Here is an 18,997-nt window from a genome sequence, read left to right as displayed (position 1 = left end):
ACCCGCGGAGCACCCCGAACCGGGTGCTGCTCCTTGCGGTGGTTCGAACAGCCCGTTGTTAACGGGTTGACTCCGCATCGGCTTCGGCGAACGCTTCGCGGGCCAGGCGGAAACTGTCCACCGCCGCGGGTACGCCGCAATAAATGCCGACCTGGAGCAGGATCTCGCGAATCTGTTCTCGGCTCAGGCCATTACGCAATGCGCCGCGGATATGCAGCTTGAGTTCGTGGGGCCGGTTGAGCGCGGAAATCATGGCCAAGTTTATCATGCTGCGCTCTTTGAGCGACAAGCCATCGCGGCCCCAGACATGGCCCCAGCAGTACTCGGTGACCAGTTCTTGCAGCGGTTTGGTGAACTCGTCGGCGTTTTGGATGGAACGGTTGACGTAGTCCTCGCCCAGCACTTGGGTGCGTATCTGCAGGCCTTTATCGTACTTTTCGTTGCTCATTGCCTTGCTCCGAATCAAAACAGGGGCCGCAACCGAGGGTGAGTGGGTAGCGCGGCCCCTAAAAAGGGGTATTGGGGCCGCTTTGCGGCCCCAGCCATTTCAAATTCAGCCTAGCGGTGGCAGGGCGCCCAGCTTGCCTTTGTGATAGACCATCGGGGTGACCGGATTGGCCGGCAACACCAGGTTCTTCACCGCGCCGACGATGATCGCGTGGTCACCGCCGTCGTACTCGCGCCACAGTTCGCACTCGATGATCGCCGTGGCCTTGGCCAGCAGTGGGTTGCCCAGCTCGCTCAGGTGCCAATCGATACCTTTGGCCTTTTCCTTGCCCTTGCCGGCGAAGGCATAAGCCTCGGCAGTTTGGTCGGCGGACAGCAGGTGAATGGCGAACTGCTTGCTGTCGCGCAGGATCGGGTAGGTGTCGGAGGCGTAGTTGGGGCAGAACAACACCAGCGCCGGCTCGATCGACAGCGCGCTGAACGCGCTGGCGGTGATACCGACGATGCCGCCGTCGGCGTCCAGGGTGGTAACCACCGTGACGCCGGACGGGAAGGAGCCCATCACGTCTTTGTAGATGCCTGGTTCGATCATCTCGTGCTACCTCTTAACGCATCACAAACGGGTCGGGCATGGGCGCGGTGGACAGGTTGATCCACACGGTCTTCAGCTCGGTATAGGCCAGCACCGAATCGATGCCGCTTTCACGGCCGTAGCCGCTGTTCTTGAAGCCGCCGATCGGCGCCATGGCCGAGACCGCGCGATAGGTATTGACCCAGATGATCCCCGAGCGCACGTCGCGGGCCAGGCGGTGGGCGCGGCCCAGGTCGCGGGTCCAGATGCCGGCGGCCAGGCCGAACTGCGAGTCGTTGGCAATTTCCAGGGCTTCTTCCTCGGTCTTGAAGCGAATGACCGCAGCCACAGGGCCGAATACCTCTTCCTGCATGATGGTCATCGAGTTGCTGTCGCACTCGAACAGGGTGGGCTCGTAGAACCAGCCGTCACCCTCGACCTCGGCACGCTTGCCCCCCAGGTGCAGCTTGGCGCCTTCGGCCTTGGCCGCAGCGACAAGGCCTTCGACCACGGCCAGTTGCTGGGCGGTGGCCATCGGCCCCATTTCACTGGCGTCGTCCTGCGGGTTGCCGATGCGGATACGCTTGGCACGCTCGACCAGGCGGCTGACGAATTCGTCGAAGATCTCGTCCTGCACCAGCAGGCGCGAACCCGCCACGCAGCTTTGCCCGGAGGCGGCATAGATACCGGCCACGGCGCCGTTGATGGCGCTGTCCAGGTCGGCGTCGGCAAAGATGATGTTCGGCGACTTGCCGCCCAGCTCCAGCGACAGCTTGGCGAAGTTCTCGGCGCTGCTGCGCACCACATGGCGGGCGGTGGCGGCGCCGCCGGTGAAGGCGATCTTGCGTACCAGCGGGTGGCGGGTCAGCGCTGCACCCGTGCTTGGGCCGTAGCCGGTGACCACGTTGACCACGCCAGGCGGGAAGCCGGCCTCATGGGCCAGGCGGGCCAGTTCGAGGATGGTCGCCGAGGCATGTTCGGAGGGCTTGAGCACGATGGTGTTGCCGGCGGCCAGGGCCGGGGCCAGCTTGATCGCGGTCAGGTACAGCGGGCTGTTCCACGGGATGATCCCGGCGACCACACCGATCGGTTCGTGCACGGTGTAGGCGAACAGGTCCGGCTTGTCCAGCGGCAGGGTGCCACCTTCGAGCTTGTCGGCCAGGCCTGCGGTGTAGTGGAAGAACTCCGGCAGGTAGCCGACCTGGCCGCGGGTTTCGCGGATCAGCTTGCCGTTGTCACGGCTCTCCAGCTGGGCCAGGTGCTCCTTGTTCTCGGCGATCAGGTCACCCAGCCGGCGCAGCAGCTTGCCGCGCGCGGTGGCGGTGATGCTGCGCCAGGCTTTGCTTTCGAAAGCACGCTGGGCGGCCTGCACGGCCAGCTCCACATCGGCTTCGTCGGCGTCGGGCAGTTGCGCCCAGGCCTGGGCGGTGGCCGGGTTGAGGCTGTCGAAGGTCTTGCCGCTCTGGGCATCGAGCCACTGGCCGTCGATGCACATCTGGAAACGTACGAGGGTCATGCAACAATCCCCTTGGCGGATTCGGTGAGGGTGCGGGCTTGCTTGAGGAAGTCCAGCAGCATCTTGTTGACTTCACGCGGTGCTTCCACCGGCATCATATGCCGTTGCTCGGCGAGGACCACGCAGTGGGCGCCAGGAATACTGGCGGCGAGCTGGCGGGTCATGGCCGGGGTGGAGCCCGAATCGAGTTCGCCGGTGGCGATCAGCGTTGGCACCTGGATGCTGCCCAGGTCGCTGGCGCGGTACATGTCCTGGGTGGCGAACAGCGAATAAGTGGTGTGGTAGCCGTGCGGGTCGTTGCTTGCCAGTACCTGGCGAATGGCGGCGACCTGGGCCGGGTTGGCGGCCTTGTATTCGCGGCTGAACCAGCGGTCGAGGGCGGCGTCGACGTTGGCGTCAGGGCCCAGTTCTGCAGCCTGCGCGGCGCGGGCGATCACCCCGGCACTCTGCTCGGGGGTGCGGTTGAACACGCTGTTGAGCACCACCAGCGCAGACAGCCGCTGCGGGTAGTTGAGAGCAAATGCGCGTGCCACCAAGCCGCCCATGGAGAAGCCGATCACGGTTGCCTGGGCAATCTGCAGGTGGTCGAGCAGCTCGGCGAGCTGGGCAGCGTAGCCTTCCAGACGGGTGTCGGCGGCCGGCAGCGCGCTTTGGCCGTGGCCGAGCATGTCATAGGCGATGACGCGATAGTCGTTGGCCAGGCCAACGAACTGCCCGCCCCACATTTCCTTGTTCAGGCCCACGCCGTGGATCAGCACCACGGGTTGGCCCTGGCCTTGAACCAGGTAACTGGTCCCGGCCGGTGTACGTTCAGCGACAGGCTGAATCATGGAGGGCGCTCCTTGAAGGTCGGGCGCGGCGGGTAAGCACGCCACGCCCCGGCCCGTCTTGGTTGTTGTTATTGAGCGTTGGCTTTTTCGGCAGCCAGTTCTTCCAGGTCGATGTAGCGGTTACCGATGCGCGGGTGCAGACGGCCGCCGTCGGCAGCGCCCAGGACCACGACGATTTCGTCGGCACGCGGGGCGTCTTCGATCTGCATTTCCAGGGTGATGTAGTGCGAACGCAGGCCTTCGTCGTCCTTCTGCATCATCGGGATCTGGATCGAGGTGCCTGGGCCGCCGCGTTTGTTGGTGAAGCTCAGGTAGCTCTTGGCCTGTACCGCTTCGCGGTAGTGGTTGCCGAAGCGCAGGGTGTGGATCACGGCAGAGGCGTGTTCGATTTCGCCGTCGGCGCCGACGACGGCGGCTTTACCGTAGGCTTCGATCTTGTCGGCACCGCCGATGGCGGCGGTCAGGCGCTCGACCATCAGTGCGCCCAGCTCGGAGCAGTTGGCGCGGATTTCCGGCTTCAGATCTTCTACAAAACCGCGACCGGCCCATGGGTTCTTGATCACCACGGCCAGGCCGACCATGGTCACCGGCTTGTCGGTGGCCTTGCCGCCTTCGATGCGGGTCTCTTCGGAGTAGGTGACGATCTTGCGGATTTCGAAACTCATGGGTGGCTCCTGGTGAGGGTTATCAGCTCTTGTTGTCTGATGGTATACCATAATATTTGTTGCGCAAGAGGGGGCTTGAAAAATCTCATCCTGAGGGACGAAAGGTTGCTTGATCCCTTGATTTGCGCGGCTTCTGTACTGGCCTCTTCGCGGGGCAAGCCCGCCCCCACAAGTACCCCACAGCCATTAATACCTGTGCTGTACCTGTGGGAGCGGGCTTGCCCCGCGAAGAGGCCGCCGCAAAACTCAAAAAAATGCCCGCTCGCGAGAGCCACTAGGCCCCCAGGAGCGGGCTGATCCCGCAACTACTTCAGGTAAAGGGAATTCAGGCGAACGCCGGCACCACTTCGTTGATGAACAGCTCGAGCGACTTCTTCTTCTCGGCGTGGGGCAGGCTGTTGTCGCACCAGAAGCTGAACTCGTCGACACCGAGCTCCTGGTAGTACTTGATGCGCGCGATGATTTCTTCGGGCGTGCCGATCATGGTGTTCTTGCGGATGTTCTCCAGCTGGAACGCCGGTACTTCGGCAAACTTCGACTCGGGGCTAGGCTCCAGGAAACCATTGACCGGCACGGTCTTGTTGCCGAACCAGGCATCGAAGGTGCGGTAGAAACGCGAAATGGCCTGGGCGCCGACCTTCCAGCCTTCAGGCTCGGACGGGCTGTGCACGTGGGTGTGGCGCAGCACCATCAATTGCGGGCGCGGCACATCCGGGTTGTTGTCCAGCGCAGCCTGGAACTTGTTTTTCAGGTCCAGCACTTCTTCGTCACCCTTCATCAGTGGGGTGACCATGACGTTGCAGCCGTTGGCCACGGCGAAGTTGTGCGAGTCCGGGTCGCGCGCGGCGATCCACATCGGCGGTACGGCGTTGAAGGGTTTCGGCACGCTGGTGGAGGTGGGGAACTTGTACACCTCACCGTCGTGGGCGTAGTCGCCTTCCCACAGCTTGCGCACCACCGGCACCATCTCGCGCAGGGCCTTGCCACCGTCGGTGGCGGGCATGCCATTGGCCATGCGGTCGAACTCGAACTGGTAGGCGCCGCGGGCCAGGCCCACTTCCATGCGGCCGTTGCTGATCACGTCGAGCAGGGCGCATTCGCCGGCCACGCGGATCGGGTTCCAGAACGGCGCGATGATGGTGCCGGCGCCCAGGCGGATTTTCTCGGTGCGTGCGGCGAGGTAGGCCAGCAGCGGCATCGGGCTTGGCGAGATGGTGTATTCCATGGCGTGGTGTTCACCGATCCACACGGTGCTGAAACCGCCGTGCTCGGCCATCAGGGTCAGTTCGGTCAGGTCTTCGAACAGCTGGCGGTGGCTGACCTGTTCATCCCAACGTTCCATGTGTACGAACAACGAAAATTTCATGGGGCTTTCCTCGGAGCTTGAAAGGCTCGCCTGGCGCGCCAGGCGTCAGTAATAAGGCTAGGTGCTTCAGGCGAAGGCGGGCAGGCTGGCCATCTTGCCGCGGCAATAGATCATCGGCTGCGGGGCCTGCTCGGGGACGATCAGGTTGTGCACCTTGCCGACCATGATGGCGTGGTCGCCACCTTCATATTCGCGCCACAGTTCGCATTCGATGATAGCGGTGGCATTGGCCAGCAAGGGGTTGCCCAGCGCGCTCAGGGTCCACTCGATGCCGGTGGCCTTGTCCTTGCCCTTTTTCGCGAAGGCATAGGCTTCGGCTTGCTGTTCACCGGAAAGCAGGTGAATCGCGAAGCGCTTTTGCTTGATCAGCACAGGGTAGGAATCGGAGCTGTAGTTGGGGCAGAACAGCACCAGCGGCGGGTCCATCGACAAGGAAGAGAAGGCGCTGGCGGTGAGGCCGACGACCGAGCCGTCGTCGTCCAGGGTGGTGATGACGGTAACGCCGGACGGGAAGGAGCCCAGGACGTTCTTGTAGACGGTTGCGTCGATCATCTCGTGTACCTCAGAAGGGCTGCGGTGGTCCGCGTTTTTTATCGTTGATGTGTCTGATGGTATACCGTAATACTCGATTTGCAAGCGGAATTTTCCCCGGCAGCAAAATCACGATGAATGGCGCAAAGCCGCATGAATAGGGGGCTTGAAGAAACATCAGCGCCCCGCAGTCGGCTGCTGAACCGGATCAGTTACAGTTTTTTAAGCCGAATCAGTGTTGTCAAAAGTTTGGAATACCATAATATGGTCCGCAGCTTAGAGGCCGCCTAGATGCGGTTTCCTTACAAAGATAAAAACGACCTTTCGAGCTGAAAACCATGTCCCAACCGTCATCGCAACACCAGTTTGTCGAGAATCACACGGTCGATTACGTTCCACCTGCCGAGCGCCATGGGAAGGCGCGCGACCTGTTCACCCTCTGGTTCAGCACCAACATTGCGCCACTGCCCATCGTTACCGGCGCCATGGTGGTCCAGGTGTTTCACCTCAACCTGCTGTGGGGGCTGATCGCCATTGTGTTGGGCCATCTTGCCGGGGGCGTGGTCATTGCCCTGGCCTCTGCGCAGGGACCGCAGTTGGGCATTCCGCAGATGGTCCAGAGCCGTGGCCAGTTTGGCCGTTATGGCGCCTTGTTGATCGTGTTCTTCACGGCGCTGATCTATGTCGGCTTCTTCATTTCCAACATCGTGCTGGCGGGCAAGACCATTCATGGCATTGCCCCGAGCGTGCCGATGCCCGGGGCCATCGTCATCGGCGCCCTCAGCGCGACGGCCATTGGCGTGATTGGCTATCGCTTTATCCATATCCTCAACCGCATCGGCACCTGGGTCATGGGCTCGGCGCTGCTGGCCGGCTTCATCATGATGTTCGTCCAGGAGTTGCCGGCTGACTTCTTCAGCCGTGGCGCGTTCAACCTGTCGGGCTTCATCGCCACCGTGTCGCTGGGCACCATCTGGCAGATCAGCTTTTCGCCGTATACCTCCGACTACTCACGTTATCTGCCTAAAGAGGTCGGCATTGCCAGGCCGTTCTGGGCCACCTATTTCGGCGCTACCCTGGGCACCATCCTGTGCTTCAGCTTTGGTGCGGTCGCGGTGTTGTGCGTGCCGGAAGGCACCGACGCGATGGACGCGGTCAAGCAAGCCACTGGCTGGTTGGGCCCGATCCTGATGGTGTTGTTCCTGCTCAACATCATCAGCCACAACGCGCTCAACCTGTATGGCGCGGTGCTGTCGATCGTCACGGCGATCCAGACCTTCTTCGCCAAATGGACGCCGAGCATCAAGGTGCGGGTGATCCTGGCTTCGTTGATTTTGCTGGGCTGTGGGCTGGTGGCGCTGAATGCCTCGGCGGATTTCATCGGCCAGTTCATTGGTTTGATCCTGGCGCTGCTGCTGGTGTTGGTGCCGTGGGCTTCAATCAACCTGATCGACTTCTACTTGATCAAGAAAGGCCAGTACGACATTGCGTCGATCTTCAGTGCCGATGGCGGCATTTATGGCCGCTTCAACCACCACGCGATCATCGCCTATGCCTGTGGGATTGCGGTGCAGCTGCCGTTTGCCAATACGGCGCTGTATGTGGGGCCGTATTCGAACATCGTCGAAGGGGCTGATTTGTCCTGGTTGATCGGGTTGCTGGTGACGGTGCCGCTGTATTACTGCCTGGCGACGCGGGGGCAGAGTGTTACGAATGCGCGGGCTGTCAGCGTGAACGACTGACAGTTGCAATTGGGGCCGCTTTGCGGCCCATCGCGGGCAAGCCCGCTCCCACAGGGACCACGCGAACCTGTAGGAGCGGGCTTGCCCGCGATGGGCTGCAAAGCAGCCCCAGCTATCTTGAGTCAAACCTTGAACTGGGCAACCATGCCATTCAGGTCCACCGCCAACCGCGACAGGTCCTGCGCCGCCGCACTGGTCTGGTTCGCTCCCGCCGACGTCTGCATTGCCAGGTCGCGGATATTCACCAGGTTGCGGTCCACCTCCCGCGCCACCTGCGCCTGTTCCTCAGAGGCGCTGGCGATCACCAGGTTGCGCTGGTTGATGGAAGCGATTGCTTCAGCAATCACCTCAAGCGCCTGGCCCGCGGCCTGGGCCACTTCCAACGTACCCGTGGCGCGCCCTTGGCTGCTGTGCATGGCCGTCACTGCACGCTCGGTACCGGTCTGAATGCCCACGATCATTTGCTCGATCTCCGCCGTGGACTGCTGAGTACGGTGAGCCAGGGCGCGCACCTCGTCGGCCACCACCGCAAAGCCACGGCCTGCCTCGCCGGCGCGTGCTGCCTCGATGGCGGCGTTGAGCGCCAGCAGGTTGGTCTGGCCGGCGATCGCGCCGATCACATCGAGTACGCGGCTGATTTCGTTGGCGTTGTTGGCCAGTTGTTCGATCTCGGCCGAAGTGCCGGTGACGTCTTCGACCAGGTGCTGGATGGACGCCAGCGCCTGGTTGACCTGGTCGCGACCGTCGCGGGTGGTGCGGTCGGCGCCTTTGGAGGCGTCTGCGGTACTCACCGCGTTGTTCGCCACTTCTTCCACGGCGGCGGTCATCTGGTTGACGGCGGTGGCGGCCTGGTCGATCTCCGCACTTTGTTGGTGCAGGCCACGGCTGGTGTCTTCGGTGACGGTGTGCAGCTCTTCCGACGCTGAGGCCAGTTGATCGGACGATGCAGCGATCTTGCGCAGGGTGTCGCGCAGGCTCTCTTGCATGCGCCCCAAGGCGCGCAGCAGCAGGGCCGGCTCGTCGCGGCCGGTGACTTTGATGTCCTGGGTCAGGTCGCCGGTGGCCACGCGCTCGGCCACGGCCAGGGCATCGGCCAGGGGCACGACGATGCTGCGGGTGAGCGCAGTGGCGATGCCAGCCAATGCCAGCATGATTACCAGCAGGGCACCAATGATGGCGGTGAATGCCTCGTCAGCCACATCGCTGCTGCGCAGCGAAGCCGTTTCAGCACCTTTGCCGTTGTAGGCGATCAGCGCCGCCATGGCCTTCATCATGGTGTCGGCGTGCAGGGTCAGTGGGCCGTTGATCTGCTGCCTGGCCTGGTCGATGTGCCCGGCGGAAATGGCATCGACTACCTGTGTCTGCAGATCGAGGTATTGCTGGTGGGCGTCGTTGAAGGTGTTGAAAAGGGCGCGGTCGTCGGCGGCAATGATGGTGTCGTGGTAGTCCTTGAGGCCATCGGTGAGCTGCGCGTTGATGCCTTTGAGCAGGTCGAGGTTGCGTTCGCGTTCGCTGTCATTGTCGTCCAGCGCCGCTCGCAGCGTTACTGCGCGGGCCCGGCCAAGGTTACTGCTGATTTCACTGAGTGCGACCACGGCGGGCATCCAGGTGACCCGGATTTCGTCTGTGGCCTTGTCCATTTGCCGGGTCTCGTAGAGGGCGATCAGGCCCATGCCCAGCACCAGTGCGCCCAACAGGGCGAATACGCTGGCTGCGCGAATGCCGATCTTCATATTCCGTAACTGCATGGAATGCTCCTTGACGGTGGCGTGCAGGCGTCAAGAGCATGGACGCAAGGCCGGGTCACCGGGGGGGTGCCAGCTCTCGATGCGCTGCGGATTTAGTGTGTGTGCTTAACCCTCGGAATTGTTTTATTTAAATGATGGCATATCGACATCATTATTGACCAGTCATTCAATGTAACGACATGTGCGGACAAAACCGTCGTTTTTTGACAGGTTTGTCCGCTTTCAGTATCAAACGATCGCGATCATTGGGTCGGCAGCGGCCAGTGCCTGCGCACGGTCTGCGGCAGGTGGGTAGATCCACACCGAGTTGATCTGGCGTTTGAGGGCCTTGCCTTCTTGGCCGTGCAGCTTCAGCTCACGCTCCCAGCCCTCGCTGTAGGCCGCACCCCAATCACCCAGGTCAAGGCAGGTGACGTACTTGGGCTGGCGGTAGATGACCGGGTCCACACCCAGCAAATCGGCGGCGGCATTGTTGCCGGAGTGGCGGCCCATAGGGATGGCGTGCTGGCAGGTCATCAGGGCGTGGTTGCCCAGCTCGTCGACGGCGGCCCATGCGGTGTCGCCGGTGGCATAGATGTGCGCCTGGCCGATCACTTTCAGGTGGTCGTCGACTCGCAGACGGCCGGCACCGTCTCGTTCGCCAGCAACCTGTGCGGTCAAGGGGCTGGCCTTGACGCCTGCGGTCCAGATCACCGTGTTGCTGGCGATGTACTCGCCATTGCCCAGGGTCACGCCGCCGGCATCGACCGCCACCACTGACGTGCCGGTCAGCCACTCGACACCGGCCTGTGCAGAGGCGGCCTGAATCGAGGGCGTGATGCCGGCGCCCAGTGCGGCACCGACGCTGGCGCCACGGTCGACCACCAGCACACGCACCGCGCTGTCGTCACCGAGCAGGGCACGCAAGCGTGCTGGCATTTCGGTTGCCGTCTCGATCCCGGTGAACCCGCCACCACAGACCACGACCGTGTTGCGCGCCGGGGAGGCGGGCAGGGCGGCCAGCCCCAGCAGGTGCTGTTCAAGCCGTATGGCCGACTCCATCTGGTCGACATCGAAGCTGTGCTCGGCAAGGCCTGGTACGGCCGGGCGTGCCACGTGGCTGCCGGCGGCAAGGATGAGGCGGTCGTAACCGATCTGCTGGGGCTGCCCTTGGGCATCGGTGTAGCTCACGCGGCGCCCGTCGGCGTCGATGCTGTCGGCGTTGCCAGAGATGAAATGCACCCCCACGGCCTCGAACAGCTCGCCCAACGGCGCCTTCATGCCATGCACATCGGCTTCGTAGAAGCGTGGGCGAATGCGTAGCTCGGGCTGCGGGGCGAGCACGCTGATACGGACGTCTTCACGTTGAGCCTGGTCCAGCAGGCGAGCAGCGCTCAGGGCGCTCCAGACACCGGCAAAGCCGGCACCGATGATCAGAATGTTGGATTTCATGCAGGTGCTCCGCAAAGGTCGTAGAGGGAAAAAGGTGGCTTCGATCACACGATAGGTGCCTCTCGAATAACTGCGACTGTATTGATCGGAGTTTGTGTTTGCAAGTTTTTTCTTCGCGGCCTTGGGGCAGCTCACCGGTGGGCGCGTAGAAAGGTCTCTTCTGCGGTGGCTCGCGGGCGGTAGGGCCGCAAACCTTGATATCCCTACCCCCATCCGTTATAGATAAAAAAGAAACCATAAAGAAAAGAGGCCATTGCAGCCCCCATGTACGAGATCACACGTATCTTGCGCCCTTCAGGCCCCCATCTCGCACCCTGTGCCGATGGATACGGGCCCACCCCCACGACGCCCTCTGCGCTTTCGAGCCTGTTCCACGTGTTGTCGATTCCGCCCGTCAACATCCTGCTCCGACAGATGCGCAAACGCCCCGTCCCTCCACCTGCACCGTAACGCCTGAATTCCACCACCCCCGGCTTTCTGCCGTTCGGGGTTGGGAAGCCTTTGCATTTTTTTCAGCGTTCAACTGTTCAGGAATCACTATGACTCTTCGTGTAGCTATCATCGGCGCCGGCCCGTCCGGCCTTGCGCAACTGCGTGCGTTCCAGTCCGCCCATGCCCAGGGCGCTCCCATGCCCGAAATCGTCTGCTTCGAAAAGCAGGCCGACTGGGGCGGTATGTGGAACTACACCTGGCGCACTGGCCTCGACCAACATGGCGAGCCCGTGCACGGCAGCATGTACCGCTACCTGTGGTCCAACGGCCCCAAGGAATGCCTGGAATTCGCCGACTACAGCTTCGATGAACACTTTGGCCGGCCGATCTCCTCGTACCCGCCGCGCGAGGTGCTGTGGGACTACATTCAGGGCCGCGTGAAAAAGGCCGGGGTGCGCGACTACATCCGCTTCAATACTGTGGTCAAGCACGTCAGCTTCGATGACAACACCCGCGAGTTCACCGTCAGCGCCCACGATTACTGCGCGGGGCTTGGTATCGAGCAGGTATTCGACTATGTGGTGGTGGCCAGCGGGCACTTCTCCACCCCGCACGTGCCGGAGTTCGAAGGTTTCGAACGTTTCACCGGGCGTATCCTGCACGCCCACGATTTTCGCGAAGCGATGGAGTTCAATGGCCAGGACCTGCTCATTGTCGGCAGCAGCTACTCCGCTGAAGACATCGGCTCGCAGTGCTACAAGTACGGCGCGCGCTCGATCACCACGGCCTACCGCACGCAACCGATGGGCTACACATGGCCCAAGGGGTGGGAAGAGCGTCCGCAGCTGGTGCGGGTCGAAAACGACCTGGCGTTCTTCGCCGATGGCTCGAGCAAGCGCGTGGATGCGATCATCCTGTGCACGGGCTATCAGCATCACTTCCCGTTCCTGCCGGATGAGCTAACCCTCAAGACCAACAACCGCCTGTGGCCTGCGGGGCTCTACCAAGGCGTGGTGTGGGAGCAAAACCCGCAGTTGATGTACCTGGGCATGCAGGACCTTTGGTACAGCTTCAACCTGTTCGACGCACAGGCATGGTTTGCACGCGACTACATGCTGGGGCGCATCAAGCTGCCGCCCAAGGCGAGCATGCAAGCCGACAGCGAGCGCTGGCGCGAGGAGGAGGAGCGCCTGCAAACCACGGCCTCGATGTATGAATTCCAAGGCCGCTACATCAAGCACCTGATCGAGCAGACCGATTACCCGCGCTTCGATATCGATGCGGTGAACCGCATCTTCCTGCAATGGAAGTGTGACAAGAAGCACGACATCATGGGGTACCGTGACAAATCGTACCGCTCGGTGATTACGGGCACGAAAGCGGTGCCCCACCATACCCGCTGGATGAAGGCGATGGACGACTCGCTGCAGGAGTACTTGCGCGAAACGGACGGCAACAAAGGTGTGGTGAAGGTGCTGCGCGTGTAGGGCCCCCACGCTGATTGCTTTGCGCTGCGGGCACCACGCGGGTATTATTTGCGACAAAGTTGGTCGGAGATTGATATGTCGCTTTACAGTGCAGGCGTCGAATACGGCATCCATTGCCTGCTGTACCTGGTGGATGAGCGCGGTGACACGCGTGAGTCCAGCGTGCGCGACCTCGCGGCGCTGCAAGGCGTACCTCAGGAATACCTGGCCAAGGTGTTCACCAAGCTGGCCCGCGCGGGCCTGGTGGCTGCCACCGAAGGTGTGCGCGGTGGTTTCCGCCTGGCGCGGCCGTCGGATGAGATCACCGTGCTGGATATTGTCACTGCCATCGACGGGCCGAAGAAGATCTTCGATTGCCGTGAGATTCGTGAGCGTTGCACGTTGTTCGACGGCTCACCTCCCGGTTGGGCGACAGAAGGCACCTGTGCGATTCATGCGGTGATGTTGAGTGCGCAGAAGCGTATGGAGGACGCACTGGCGCAGCAGACCATCCTCGACCTGGCGCGGCGCTTCGGGCGCAAGGCGCCTGCCGAGTTCGGTCAGCAGGTCAATGACTGGATGGGCGAGCGGCGGGATGGCAAGGGTGGCGGTGATATCCCGGTGAGTCAGGTCTAGGTCTACCTGCTCAGGCCTCTTCGCGGGCAAGCCCGCTCCCACAAGAATTGCACAGAACCTGAGGACAGTGCCGTCCCTGTGGGAGCGGGCTTGCCCGCGAAGAGGCCCGACCAGGCAAACGCAAATCAGCGCCCCTCATGCTGCCTGCGATACGCCCCCGGTTGCACCCCCACAGCTTTGGCAAACGCCCGGGTAAACGCGGCCACCGACTGATACCCCACCTGCGCGCCCACTTGTTCCACGGTGTTCCCCGCTTGCAGCAGCTGGGACGCATGGCGCATGCGCAACGCCAGCAGCACCTGCCCCGGTGACTGCCCGGCCAGTTCGTTGAAACGCTTGAAAAACGCCGACCGCGACAACCCCGTGCACGCTGCCATGCTTTCCAGTGTCCAGGCCAACCCTGGCTGTTCGATCAGTTGCACCAGCAATTCGGCAAACGCCGGCTGCCGGGCCAGGGCCACCAGCCCGCCGAGGGCCTGCCCGGCATGCACCTGCTGGCGCAAAACGTACAGGAAGAGCAAGTGCGTGAGCCGCTCCAGCAAGGGCTGCGACGGTGCCGGCAGGCGCTCGCATTCTTCCAGGATCAGCCCGAACAGCGCCCGCGCCGCCTGCCCGGCGGGCTCGTCGGCGCGCAGCAGAATCCAGTCGGCCAGGCCCTCCACGATCAGTGACGAAAGCCCCGGGCGAAAGTGAAAGAACCCGCACACCAGCCCCACGCCATCGCCGGCATTGCCATCCAGTGGCTGCATGGCCTGGCGCGGTTGGGCGCAGGCGCTCACGGGGTTCTCGTCACTGGACAACCGGTAAGCCAAATCGCGCAGCAGGAACACCGCGTCACCGGCCTCCAGCCGCACCGGCTCGGCATTGCCATCGATGTGTAGCCAGCAATGGCCCTGCACCACCAGGTGGAAACTGGCCCGGCCCATGCCTTGGGTGCTGGCATGCCAGCCGCCGCAATAACGGCCGACATGAAACAGGCTGGCATCGAGCTCCAGGCCTTCTAATAACCAATCGACAAGGTGGCTGGACGAAATCATCTAATGCAAAGACTCAGGAGCAAGGAAAGGCGACTGATGAATATGGAGGGTATTTCTTATAACCAACAGACTGTAAGGACACCCACCACAGGAGACCCCTCCATGTCCTCGCGCATTACTTTACACACTCTGCAGAGTGCCCCGGAAGCGGCCCGTCCATTCCTTGAGAATGCCCAGAAGAACTCCGGCTTCATCCCCAACCTGCTCGGCGTGCTGGCCAATGCTCCAGCCGCCCTGGAAACCTACGTGACCGTGTCGGCGCTCAACGGCAAGTCCGAGCTGACCCTGGCCGAGCGAGAAGTGGTGCAGCTGATTGCCGCGACCCAGCATGGCTGCGACTTCTGCGTCGCCGGCCACACCGCTGTTGCCCTGAACAAGGCCAAGCTACCGCAGGCAGTGGTCGATGCGCTGCGGGCCCGCGGTGAACTGCCCGATGCCCGTTACGAGACCCTGGCCGCGTTCGCCCGCGAAGTGATTGCCACCCGTGGCAACGTCAGCGAGGCCACCTACCAGGCATTTCGTGAGGCCGGCTTCAGCGAAGGTAACGCCCTGGAAGTGATTCTTGGCGTGAGCCTCGCAACCCTGTGCAACTTTGCTAATGTTTTCGCCCAGACGCCGCTCAACGACGAACTGAGCAAGTACCGCTGGCAGCCTTCTGCGTAATCCGCGTGTGGTGCCGGCCCCGCCGGCGTTTTCAAAGGAGTACAGACATGCATGATTGTGCATTTCGGCAATGGCTGGACGCCAACGCCGAGGCCATTGACCAGGGCCTGTGCGAACCGCACCTGGTCCTGGCGCAGATCGCCGAGGCGCAGGTGCTGCGCATCGGCGTCGATCCGGCCCAGGGTGGCACGGGCGGGCAGGTGACCGATGCGGTCGAAGCCATCGCCGCCATTGCCAGCCGTTCGTTGGCCGCGGCGTTCGTCTGCTGGGGCCAACGCGCCTTCATCGAATACCTGCTGCAAAGCCCCAACCAGACGCTGCGCGAGCGCTTGTTGCCGAGCCTGCTGACAGGCGAGCTGGCAGGCGCGACCGGGCTATCCAACGCCATGAAGTTTCTCTCGGGCATCGAGAGCCTGCAGGTGCGTGGGCGCGAGAGCCGCGCGGGGTGGAGCCTGGAGGGCCGCTTGCATTGGGTGACCAATCTGCGCAAGAGCGGTTTCGTGGTGGCCGCGGCCATCGAGTGCGATGCCGAGGGCGCGCCGTTCGTGTTGGCCATTCCGTCCGATGCGCAAGGGCTGGAGCGCTCGGACGATCTGCAGTTGATGGGGCTGCAATCGAGCAATACCGCCGCGCTGGCGTTTCACCAGGTCGAGCTGGGCCGCGAGTGGTTGTTGCATGAGAATGCCCGTGAGTTCCTGCCCAAGGTGCGTCCGGCCTTCCTGGCGCTGCAATGCGGTATGGCCATTGGTTTGGCCCGTCGCGCGTTGGATGAAGTGGCGGAGCACCTGCAAGGCCGTGGCGCGTTCCTCGAAGAGGCTCGCCAGGTGCTCAAAGCGCGCCTGGAAAACACCGTGAGTGAACTCAAGCAGGGCTTGCTCGACGAGCGCTTCCAGCAGCAACCGGCAGCGCTGTTCAAACTGCGTATCACCCTTGCCGAAAGTGCTGCCGACGCCGTGCAGTTGGAGCTGCAGGCCAGTGGCGGCAAGGCCTATCTGAGCGAGTATGGCCAAGGTTTCGCCCGCCGTTGGCGCGAGTCGGCGTTTGTGCCGATCGTCACGCCAAGCCTGGTGCAATTGCGTGCCGAGCTGCAACGCCAGGCGGGCGCCGCATGAGTGAGGTCTTGCTCGAAGCGCGCGCCATCAGCCTGGGCTACCCCCGCGAGGGCGGCTGGCAAGAGGTACTGGCGCAGTTCGACCTGCAGTTGGCACCGGGCGAGGTGGTGACCATCCTTGGCCCCAGCGGTGTCGGCAAGTCCAGCCTGTTGCGGGTGCTGGCGGGTTTGCAGGCGCCGCGTGGCGGTAGCGTGACGCTGCGCGGTGAGCCGCTGCAAGGGCCGCATCCGCGCCTGGCGGTGGCCTTTCAGGACCCCAGCCTGTTGCCTTGGTTGAGCCTGGAAAAGAACGTCGCCTTCGGCCTGGACTTCGCCCGGCAGCCCAAATTGGCCGCCAGCGAGCGACGCGCGCGCATCGACCATGCCATTACTGCGGTGGGCCTGGCCCATGCGCGCAATCACTACCCGGCGCAACTGTCCGGCGGCATGGCCCAACGCACCGCGCTGGCGCGCTGCCTGGCGCGCCAGCCTGAAGTGCTGTTGCTCGACGAGCCGTTTGGCGCCCTCGACGAGGTGACCCGGGCCGACATGCAGCAACTGCTGCTGCAACTGATCGCCGCCCACAATACCGCAGCGGTGCTGATCACCCACGATATCGACGAAGCCCTGCTGCTGTCCGACCGGGTCCTGCTACTGGGCAACCACCCAGCGCACATCCTCGGCCAGTGGCGTATCGACCTGCCGCAACCGCGCACGCAACGGGTCGAGGAGCTGGGCGCGTTGCGCATCGAGATTGTCAAAACCCTTCGGCGGGCAAGCCGCACAGTCGAACCTTCCCCAACCCCCTTGCCCTCGGAGGCTGTCCATGTGCATGGATGACTGCTGTTCCGCTTCTTCGCGCCGTGACTTCCTCAAGCTTGGCGCCATGCTCACTGCGGCCGGTGCGTTGCCGCTGCTGTCGAGCCTGCAGGCCCGCGCGGCGTCCGAGCCGGACGCGCCGGTGCGCATCGGCTATCTGCCGATCACCGACGCCACGCCGTTGCTGGTGGCGCACAACAATGGCCTGTTCGAGGCCGAAGGTATCAAGGCCGAGCGCCCGGTGCTGCTGCGCAGTTGGGCGCAGGTGATCGAGGCGTTCATTTCGGGCCAGGTCAACGTCATCCACTTGCTCTCGCCAATGACCGTGTGGGCACGCTACGCCAGCAAGGTGCCGGCCAAGGTCGTGGCCTGGAACCATGTCGGCGGTTCGGGTCTGACCGTGGCGCCGGACATCACCGACATGAAGCAATTGGGCGGCAAGACAGTGGCCATCCCGTTCTGGTATTCGATCCACAACGTGGTGCTTCAACAGATGCTCAACGACAACGGCCTTACCCCGGTGTCGAGGCCTGCCAATGGGCAGCTTGCGGCCAACGAGGTCAACCTGCTGGTGCTGCCACCGTCCGACATGCCGCCGGCGTTGGCCAGCAAGCGTATCGCCGGCTATATCGTCGCCGAGCCTTTCAACGCCTTGGCCGAGAACCTCAAGGTTGGTCGCGTGCAGCGGTTTACGGGCGATGTGTGGCGCAACCACGCCTGCTGCGTGGTGTTCATGCACGAGCACGACCTCAACAACCGCCCGGAGTGGTCGCAGAAGGTGGTCAACGCCATCGTCAAGGCTCAGCAGTGGACGCGCGACCACCGCGCCGAAGCCGCCGCGCTGCTGTCCAAGGCCGGCCCCAACAAGTACACCCCGCACGAACCTGCGGTGCTGAGCAAAGTCCTGGCCCCGGCTGCCGAGGACCGCGCCGGCTATATCGCCAGTGGCGCGATCCAGCATCAGCAGTGGGACGAAAAGCGTATCGATTTCCAGCCATACCCGTTCCCCAGTTATACCGAGGAACTGATCAAGCGCCTGCAGCGCACCCTGATCGAGGGCGACAGTGGTTTTCTGGCTGGCCTGGACCCGGCGCACACCGCCCGCGACCTGGTCGACGACCGCTTTGTGCGCAACGCCATCGCCGCCGTTGGCGGGCCGTCAGTGTTCGGCATTGCCGACAGCTTCGAGCGTAGCGAGGAGTTCGCGGTCTGATGCGCAAGCATGTCATTCATACCGGCCTGGGCTTGGTCGGGCTGTTGGGGTTGCTGCTGGTGTGGTGGGCAGGCGTGGCGCTGTTTGGCGAGGCCGATGGCCTGTCGGCACGCTTCTCGCCCGAGGCCACCCTGGCCAGCCTGGTCGAGTTGCTGGGGCAGGGCGAGGTGTACGGCCACGTATGGGTCAGCCTCAAACGTATCCTGATCGGGCTGTTGCTGGCGCTGTTGATCGGCGTACCCCTCGGCTTGCTGGTCGGCAGCTACCGGCACCTGGAGGCGGCGACCACGCCGGCATTCCAGTTTTTGCGGATGATCTCGCCGCTGTCATGGATGCCGGTGGTGGTGATGCTGATGGGCGTGGGCGACCAGCCGATCTATTTCCTCCTGGCGTTTGCCGCGCTGTGGCCGATTCTACTCAACACTGCGGCAGGCGTGCGCCAGCTCGACCCGCGTTGGTTGCAACTGAGCCGCAGCTTGAGTGCCACCCGCTGGGAGACCTTGTGCAAGGTGATCGTGCCGGGGGTGATTGGCCATGTGCTGACGGGCGTGCGCCTGGCCATCGGCATCCTCTGGATCGTGCTGGTGCCGTGCGAGATGCTGGGGGTGAGTGCGGGGTTGGGGTATTTCATCCTCGACACCCGTGACCGGCTGGCGTATTCGGAACTGATGGCGATGGTGCTGCTGATCGGGGTGTTGGGGTTCATGCTCGATGCCCTGGCGCGCGGTTTGCATCGGCGTTGGGTGCATGGCTGAGCGGCCAGTACTGTTGTTTCACGGGCTAGCACCACCGGC

At 63.1% G+C, this 18,997-nt stretch carries 18 protein-coding genes; 8 read left to right on the top strand and 10 right to left on the bottom strand.

The features are described from left to right. Positions 1-58 precede the first annotated feature (58 nt). The 7 genes from OGV19_RS12515 to OGV19_RS12485 form a co-directional block, all read right to left on the bottom strand. Positions 59-448 (bottom strand): carboxymuconolactone decarboxylase family protein, encoded by a 390-nt coding sequence (locus OGV19_RS12515; protein ID WP_232884454.1) that lies wholly within the window; start codon positions 446-448, stop codon positions 59-61. Between the two features lie 105 nt (positions 449-553). Further along, entirely contained in the window at positions 554-1,039 is a 486-nt protein-coding gene (locus OGV19_RS12510) for a flavin reductase family protein (protein ID WP_264313661.1), read from the bottom strand. Between the two features lie 13 nt (positions 1,040-1,052). Beyond that, a complete protein-coding gene (locus tag OGV19_RS12505; RefSeq protein WP_264313660.1) occupies positions 1,053-2,534 on the bottom strand; it encodes an aldehyde dehydrogenase in 1,482 nt (493 codons plus the stop codon). Beyond that, positions 2,531-3,364: an alpha/beta fold hydrolase gene (locus OGV19_RS12500; protein WP_264313659.1), complete on the bottom strand. Its 834-nt coding sequence runs from the start codon at positions 3,362-3,364 to the stop codon at positions 2,531-2,533. Before OGV19_RS12500 ends, OGV19_RS12505 begins: the two co-directional genes overlap by 4 nt. Positions 3,365-3,432: 68 nt before the next feature. Beyond that, the gene (locus OGV19_RS12495; RefSeq protein ID WP_003256068.1) at positions 3,433-4,029 is read right to left on the bottom strand and encodes an amino acid synthesis family protein; all 597 of its coding nucleotides are present in this window, start codon (positions 4,027-4,029) and stop codon (positions 3,433-3,435) included. A gap of 325 nt (positions 4,030-4,354) precedes the next feature. Further along, complete coding sequence (locus OGV19_RS12490; RefSeq protein WP_264313658.1) at positions 4,355-5,395, bottom strand: LLM class flavin-dependent oxidoreductase; 1,041 nt, start codon at positions 5,393-5,395, stop codon at positions 4,355-4,357. Between the two features lie 66 nt (positions 5,396-5,461). Continuing rightward, positions 5,462-5,947, bottom strand: a complete 486-nt coding sequence (locus OGV19_RS12485) for a flavin reductase family protein (protein ID WP_264313657.1) — start codon at positions 5,945-5,947, stop codon at positions 5,462-5,464. A gap of 317 nt (positions 5,948-6,264) precedes the next feature. Between OGV19_RS12485 and OGV19_RS12480 the strand changes: the two genes are divergently transcribed. Beyond that, the gene (locus tag OGV19_RS12480; protein ID WP_264313656.1) at positions 6,265-7,668 is read left to right on the top strand and encodes a purine-cytosine permease family protein; all 1,404 of its coding nucleotides are present in this window, start codon (positions 6,265-6,267) and stop codon (positions 7,666-7,668) included. Between the two features lie 122 nt (positions 7,669-7,790). Here OGV19_RS12480 and OGV19_RS12475 read toward each other — a convergent pair whose 3' ends face one another. Both OGV19_RS12475 and OGV19_RS12470 read right to left on the bottom strand, forming a co-directional pair. Further along, entirely contained in the window at positions 7,791-9,401 is a 1,611-nt protein-coding gene (locus OGV19_RS12475; protein WP_413470134.1) for a methyl-accepting chemotaxis protein, read from the bottom strand. A 243-nt stretch (positions 9,402-9,644) separates the two neighbouring features. Continuing rightward, positions 9,645-10,847: an NAD(P)/FAD-dependent oxidoreductase gene (locus OGV19_RS12470; protein WP_264313654.1), complete on the bottom strand. Its 1,203-nt coding sequence runs from the start codon at positions 10,845-10,847 to the stop codon at positions 9,645-9,647. Positions 10,848-11,386: 539 nt separating this feature from the next. Here OGV19_RS12470 and OGV19_RS12465 point away from each other — a divergent pair. Together OGV19_RS12465 and OGV19_RS12460 are read left to right on the top strand one after the other, a co-directional pair. Continuing rightward, positions 11,387-12,766, top strand: coding sequence for a trimethylamine monooxygenase (locus tag OGV19_RS12465; protein WP_264313653.1), 1,380 nt, complete (start codon positions 11,387-11,389; stop codon positions 12,764-12,766). Between the two features lie 75 nt (positions 12,767-12,841). Then, positions 12,842-13,381 carry an RrF2 family transcriptional regulator gene (locus OGV19_RS12460; RefSeq protein ID WP_264313652.1) on the top strand — a complete coding sequence of 180 codons (540 nt, stop codon included), beginning with the start codon at positions 12,842-12,844 and terminating at the stop codon, positions 13,379-13,381. A gap of 125 nt (positions 13,382-13,506) precedes the next feature. Here OGV19_RS12460 and OGV19_RS12455 read toward each other — a convergent pair whose 3' ends face one another. Then, positions 13,507-14,418, bottom strand: a complete 912-nt coding sequence (locus OGV19_RS12455) for an AraC family transcriptional regulator (protein ID WP_264313651.1) — start codon at positions 14,416-14,418, stop codon at positions 13,507-13,509. 102 nt (positions 14,419-14,520) lie between these two features. On the opposite strand from OGV19_RS12455, the gene OGV19_RS12450 reads away from it, so the two are divergent. The 5 genes from OGV19_RS12450 to OGV19_RS12430 are packed head-to-tail and all read left to right on the top strand — an operon-like array spanning position 14,521 to position 18,958. Beyond that, positions 14,521-15,081, top strand: coding sequence for a carboxymuconolactone decarboxylase family protein (locus OGV19_RS12450; protein ID WP_099454458.1), 561 nt, complete (start codon positions 14,521-14,523; stop codon positions 15,079-15,081). A gap of 47 nt (positions 15,082-15,128) precedes the next feature. Beyond that, entirely contained in the window at positions 15,129-16,193 is a 1,065-nt protein-coding gene (locus OGV19_RS12445; protein ID WP_264313650.1) for an acyl-CoA dehydrogenase family protein, read from the top strand. After that, on the top strand, positions 16,190-17,011 hold the full coding sequence (locus OGV19_RS12440) for an ABC transporter ATP-binding protein (protein WP_264313649.1): 822 nt from the start codon (positions 16,190-16,192) through the stop codon (positions 17,009-17,011). Before OGV19_RS12445 ends, OGV19_RS12440 begins: the two co-directional genes overlap by 4 nt. Then, the gene (locus OGV19_RS12435; RefSeq protein ID WP_264313648.1) at positions 16,998-18,203 is read left to right on the top strand and encodes an ABC transporter substrate-binding protein; all 1,206 of its coding nucleotides are present in this window, start codon (positions 16,998-17,000) and stop codon (positions 18,201-18,203) included. Before OGV19_RS12440 ends, OGV19_RS12435 begins: the two co-directional genes overlap by 14 nt. Beyond that, positions 18,203-18,958 carry an ABC transporter permease gene (locus OGV19_RS12430; protein ID WP_264313647.1) on the top strand — a complete coding sequence of 252 codons (756 nt, stop codon included), beginning with the start codon at positions 18,203-18,205 and terminating at the stop codon, positions 18,956-18,958. Before OGV19_RS12435 ends, OGV19_RS12430 begins: the two co-directional genes overlap by 1 nt. Positions 18,959-18,997: the final 39 nt, after the last annotated feature.

The sequence above is a fragment of the Pseudomonas putida genome (assembly GCF_025905425.1).
GTDB lineage: Bacteria > Pseudomonadota > Gammaproteobacteria > Pseudomonadales > Pseudomonadaceae > Aquipseudomonas > Aquipseudomonas putida_AF.
The sequence above is the reverse complement of the archived record's forward strand: the minus strand, read 5'-3'. Positions and strand labels throughout refer to the sequence as shown.

Excerpts from the sequence above, each read along its gene's own strand:
- OGV19_RS12515 (WP_232884454.1), bottom strand. The coding sequence starts at position 448 with ATGAGCAACGAAAAGTACGATAAAGGCCTGCAGATACGCACCCAAGTG.
- OGV19_RS12510 (WP_264313661.1), bottom strand. The coding sequence starts at position 1,039 with ATGATCGAACCAGGCATCTACAAAGACGTGATGGGCTCCTTCCCGTCC.
- OGV19_RS12505 (WP_264313660.1), bottom strand. The coding sequence starts at position 2,534 with ATGACCCTCGTACGTTTCCAGATGTGCATCGACGGCCAGTGGCTCGAT.
- OGV19_RS12500 (WP_264313659.1), bottom strand. The coding sequence starts at position 3,364 with ATGATTCAGCCTGTCGCTGAACGTACACCGGCCGGGACCAGTTACCTG.
- OGV19_RS12495 (WP_003256068.1), bottom strand. The coding sequence starts at position 4,029 with ATGAGTTTCGAAATCCGCAAGATCGTCACCTACTCCGAAGAGACCCGC.
- OGV19_RS12490 (WP_264313658.1), bottom strand. The coding sequence starts at position 5,395 with ATGAAATTTTCGTTGTTCGTACACATGGAACGTTGGGATGAACAGGTC.
- OGV19_RS12485 (WP_264313657.1), bottom strand. The coding sequence starts at position 5,947 with ATGATCGACGCAACCGTCTACAAGAACGTCCTGGGCTCCTTCCCGTCC.
- OGV19_RS12480 (WP_264313656.1), top strand. The coding sequence starts at position 6,265 with ATGTCCCAACCGTCATCGCAACACCAGTTTGTCGAGAATCACACGGTC.
- OGV19_RS12475 (WP_413470134.1), bottom strand. The coding sequence starts at position 9,401 with ATGAAGATCGGCATTCGCGCAGCCAGCGTATTCGCCCTGTTGGGCGCA.
- OGV19_RS12470 (WP_264313654.1), bottom strand. The coding sequence starts at position 10,847 with ATGAAATCCAACATTCTGATCATCGGTGCCGGCTTTGCCGGTGTCTGG.
- OGV19_RS12465 (WP_264313653.1), top strand. The coding sequence starts at position 11,387 with ATGACTCTTCGTGTAGCTATCATCGGCGCCGGCCCGTCCGGCCTTGCG.
- OGV19_RS12460 (WP_264313652.1), top strand. The coding sequence starts at position 12,842 with ATGTCGCTTTACAGTGCAGGCGTCGAATACGGCATCCATTGCCTGCTG.
- OGV19_RS12455 (WP_264313651.1), bottom strand. The coding sequence starts at position 14,418 with ATGATTTCGTCCAGCCACCTTGTCGATTGGTTATTAGAAGGCCTGGAG.
- OGV19_RS12450 (WP_099454458.1), top strand. The coding sequence starts at position 14,521 with ATGTCCTCGCGCATTACTTTACACACTCTGCAGAGTGCCCCGGAAGCG.
- OGV19_RS12445 (WP_264313650.1), top strand. The coding sequence starts at position 15,129 with ATGCATGATTGTGCATTTCGGCAATGGCTGGACGCCAACGCCGAGGCC.
- OGV19_RS12440 (WP_264313649.1), top strand. The coding sequence starts at position 16,190 with ATGAGTGAGGTCTTGCTCGAAGCGCGCGCCATCAGCCTGGGCTACCCC.
- OGV19_RS12435 (WP_264313648.1), top strand. The coding sequence starts at position 16,998 with ATGTGCATGGATGACTGCTGTTCCGCTTCTTCGCGCCGTGACTTCCTC.
- OGV19_RS12430 (WP_264313647.1), top strand. The coding sequence starts at position 18,203 with ATGCGCAAGCATGTCATTCATACCGGCCTGGGCTTGGTCGGGCTGTTG.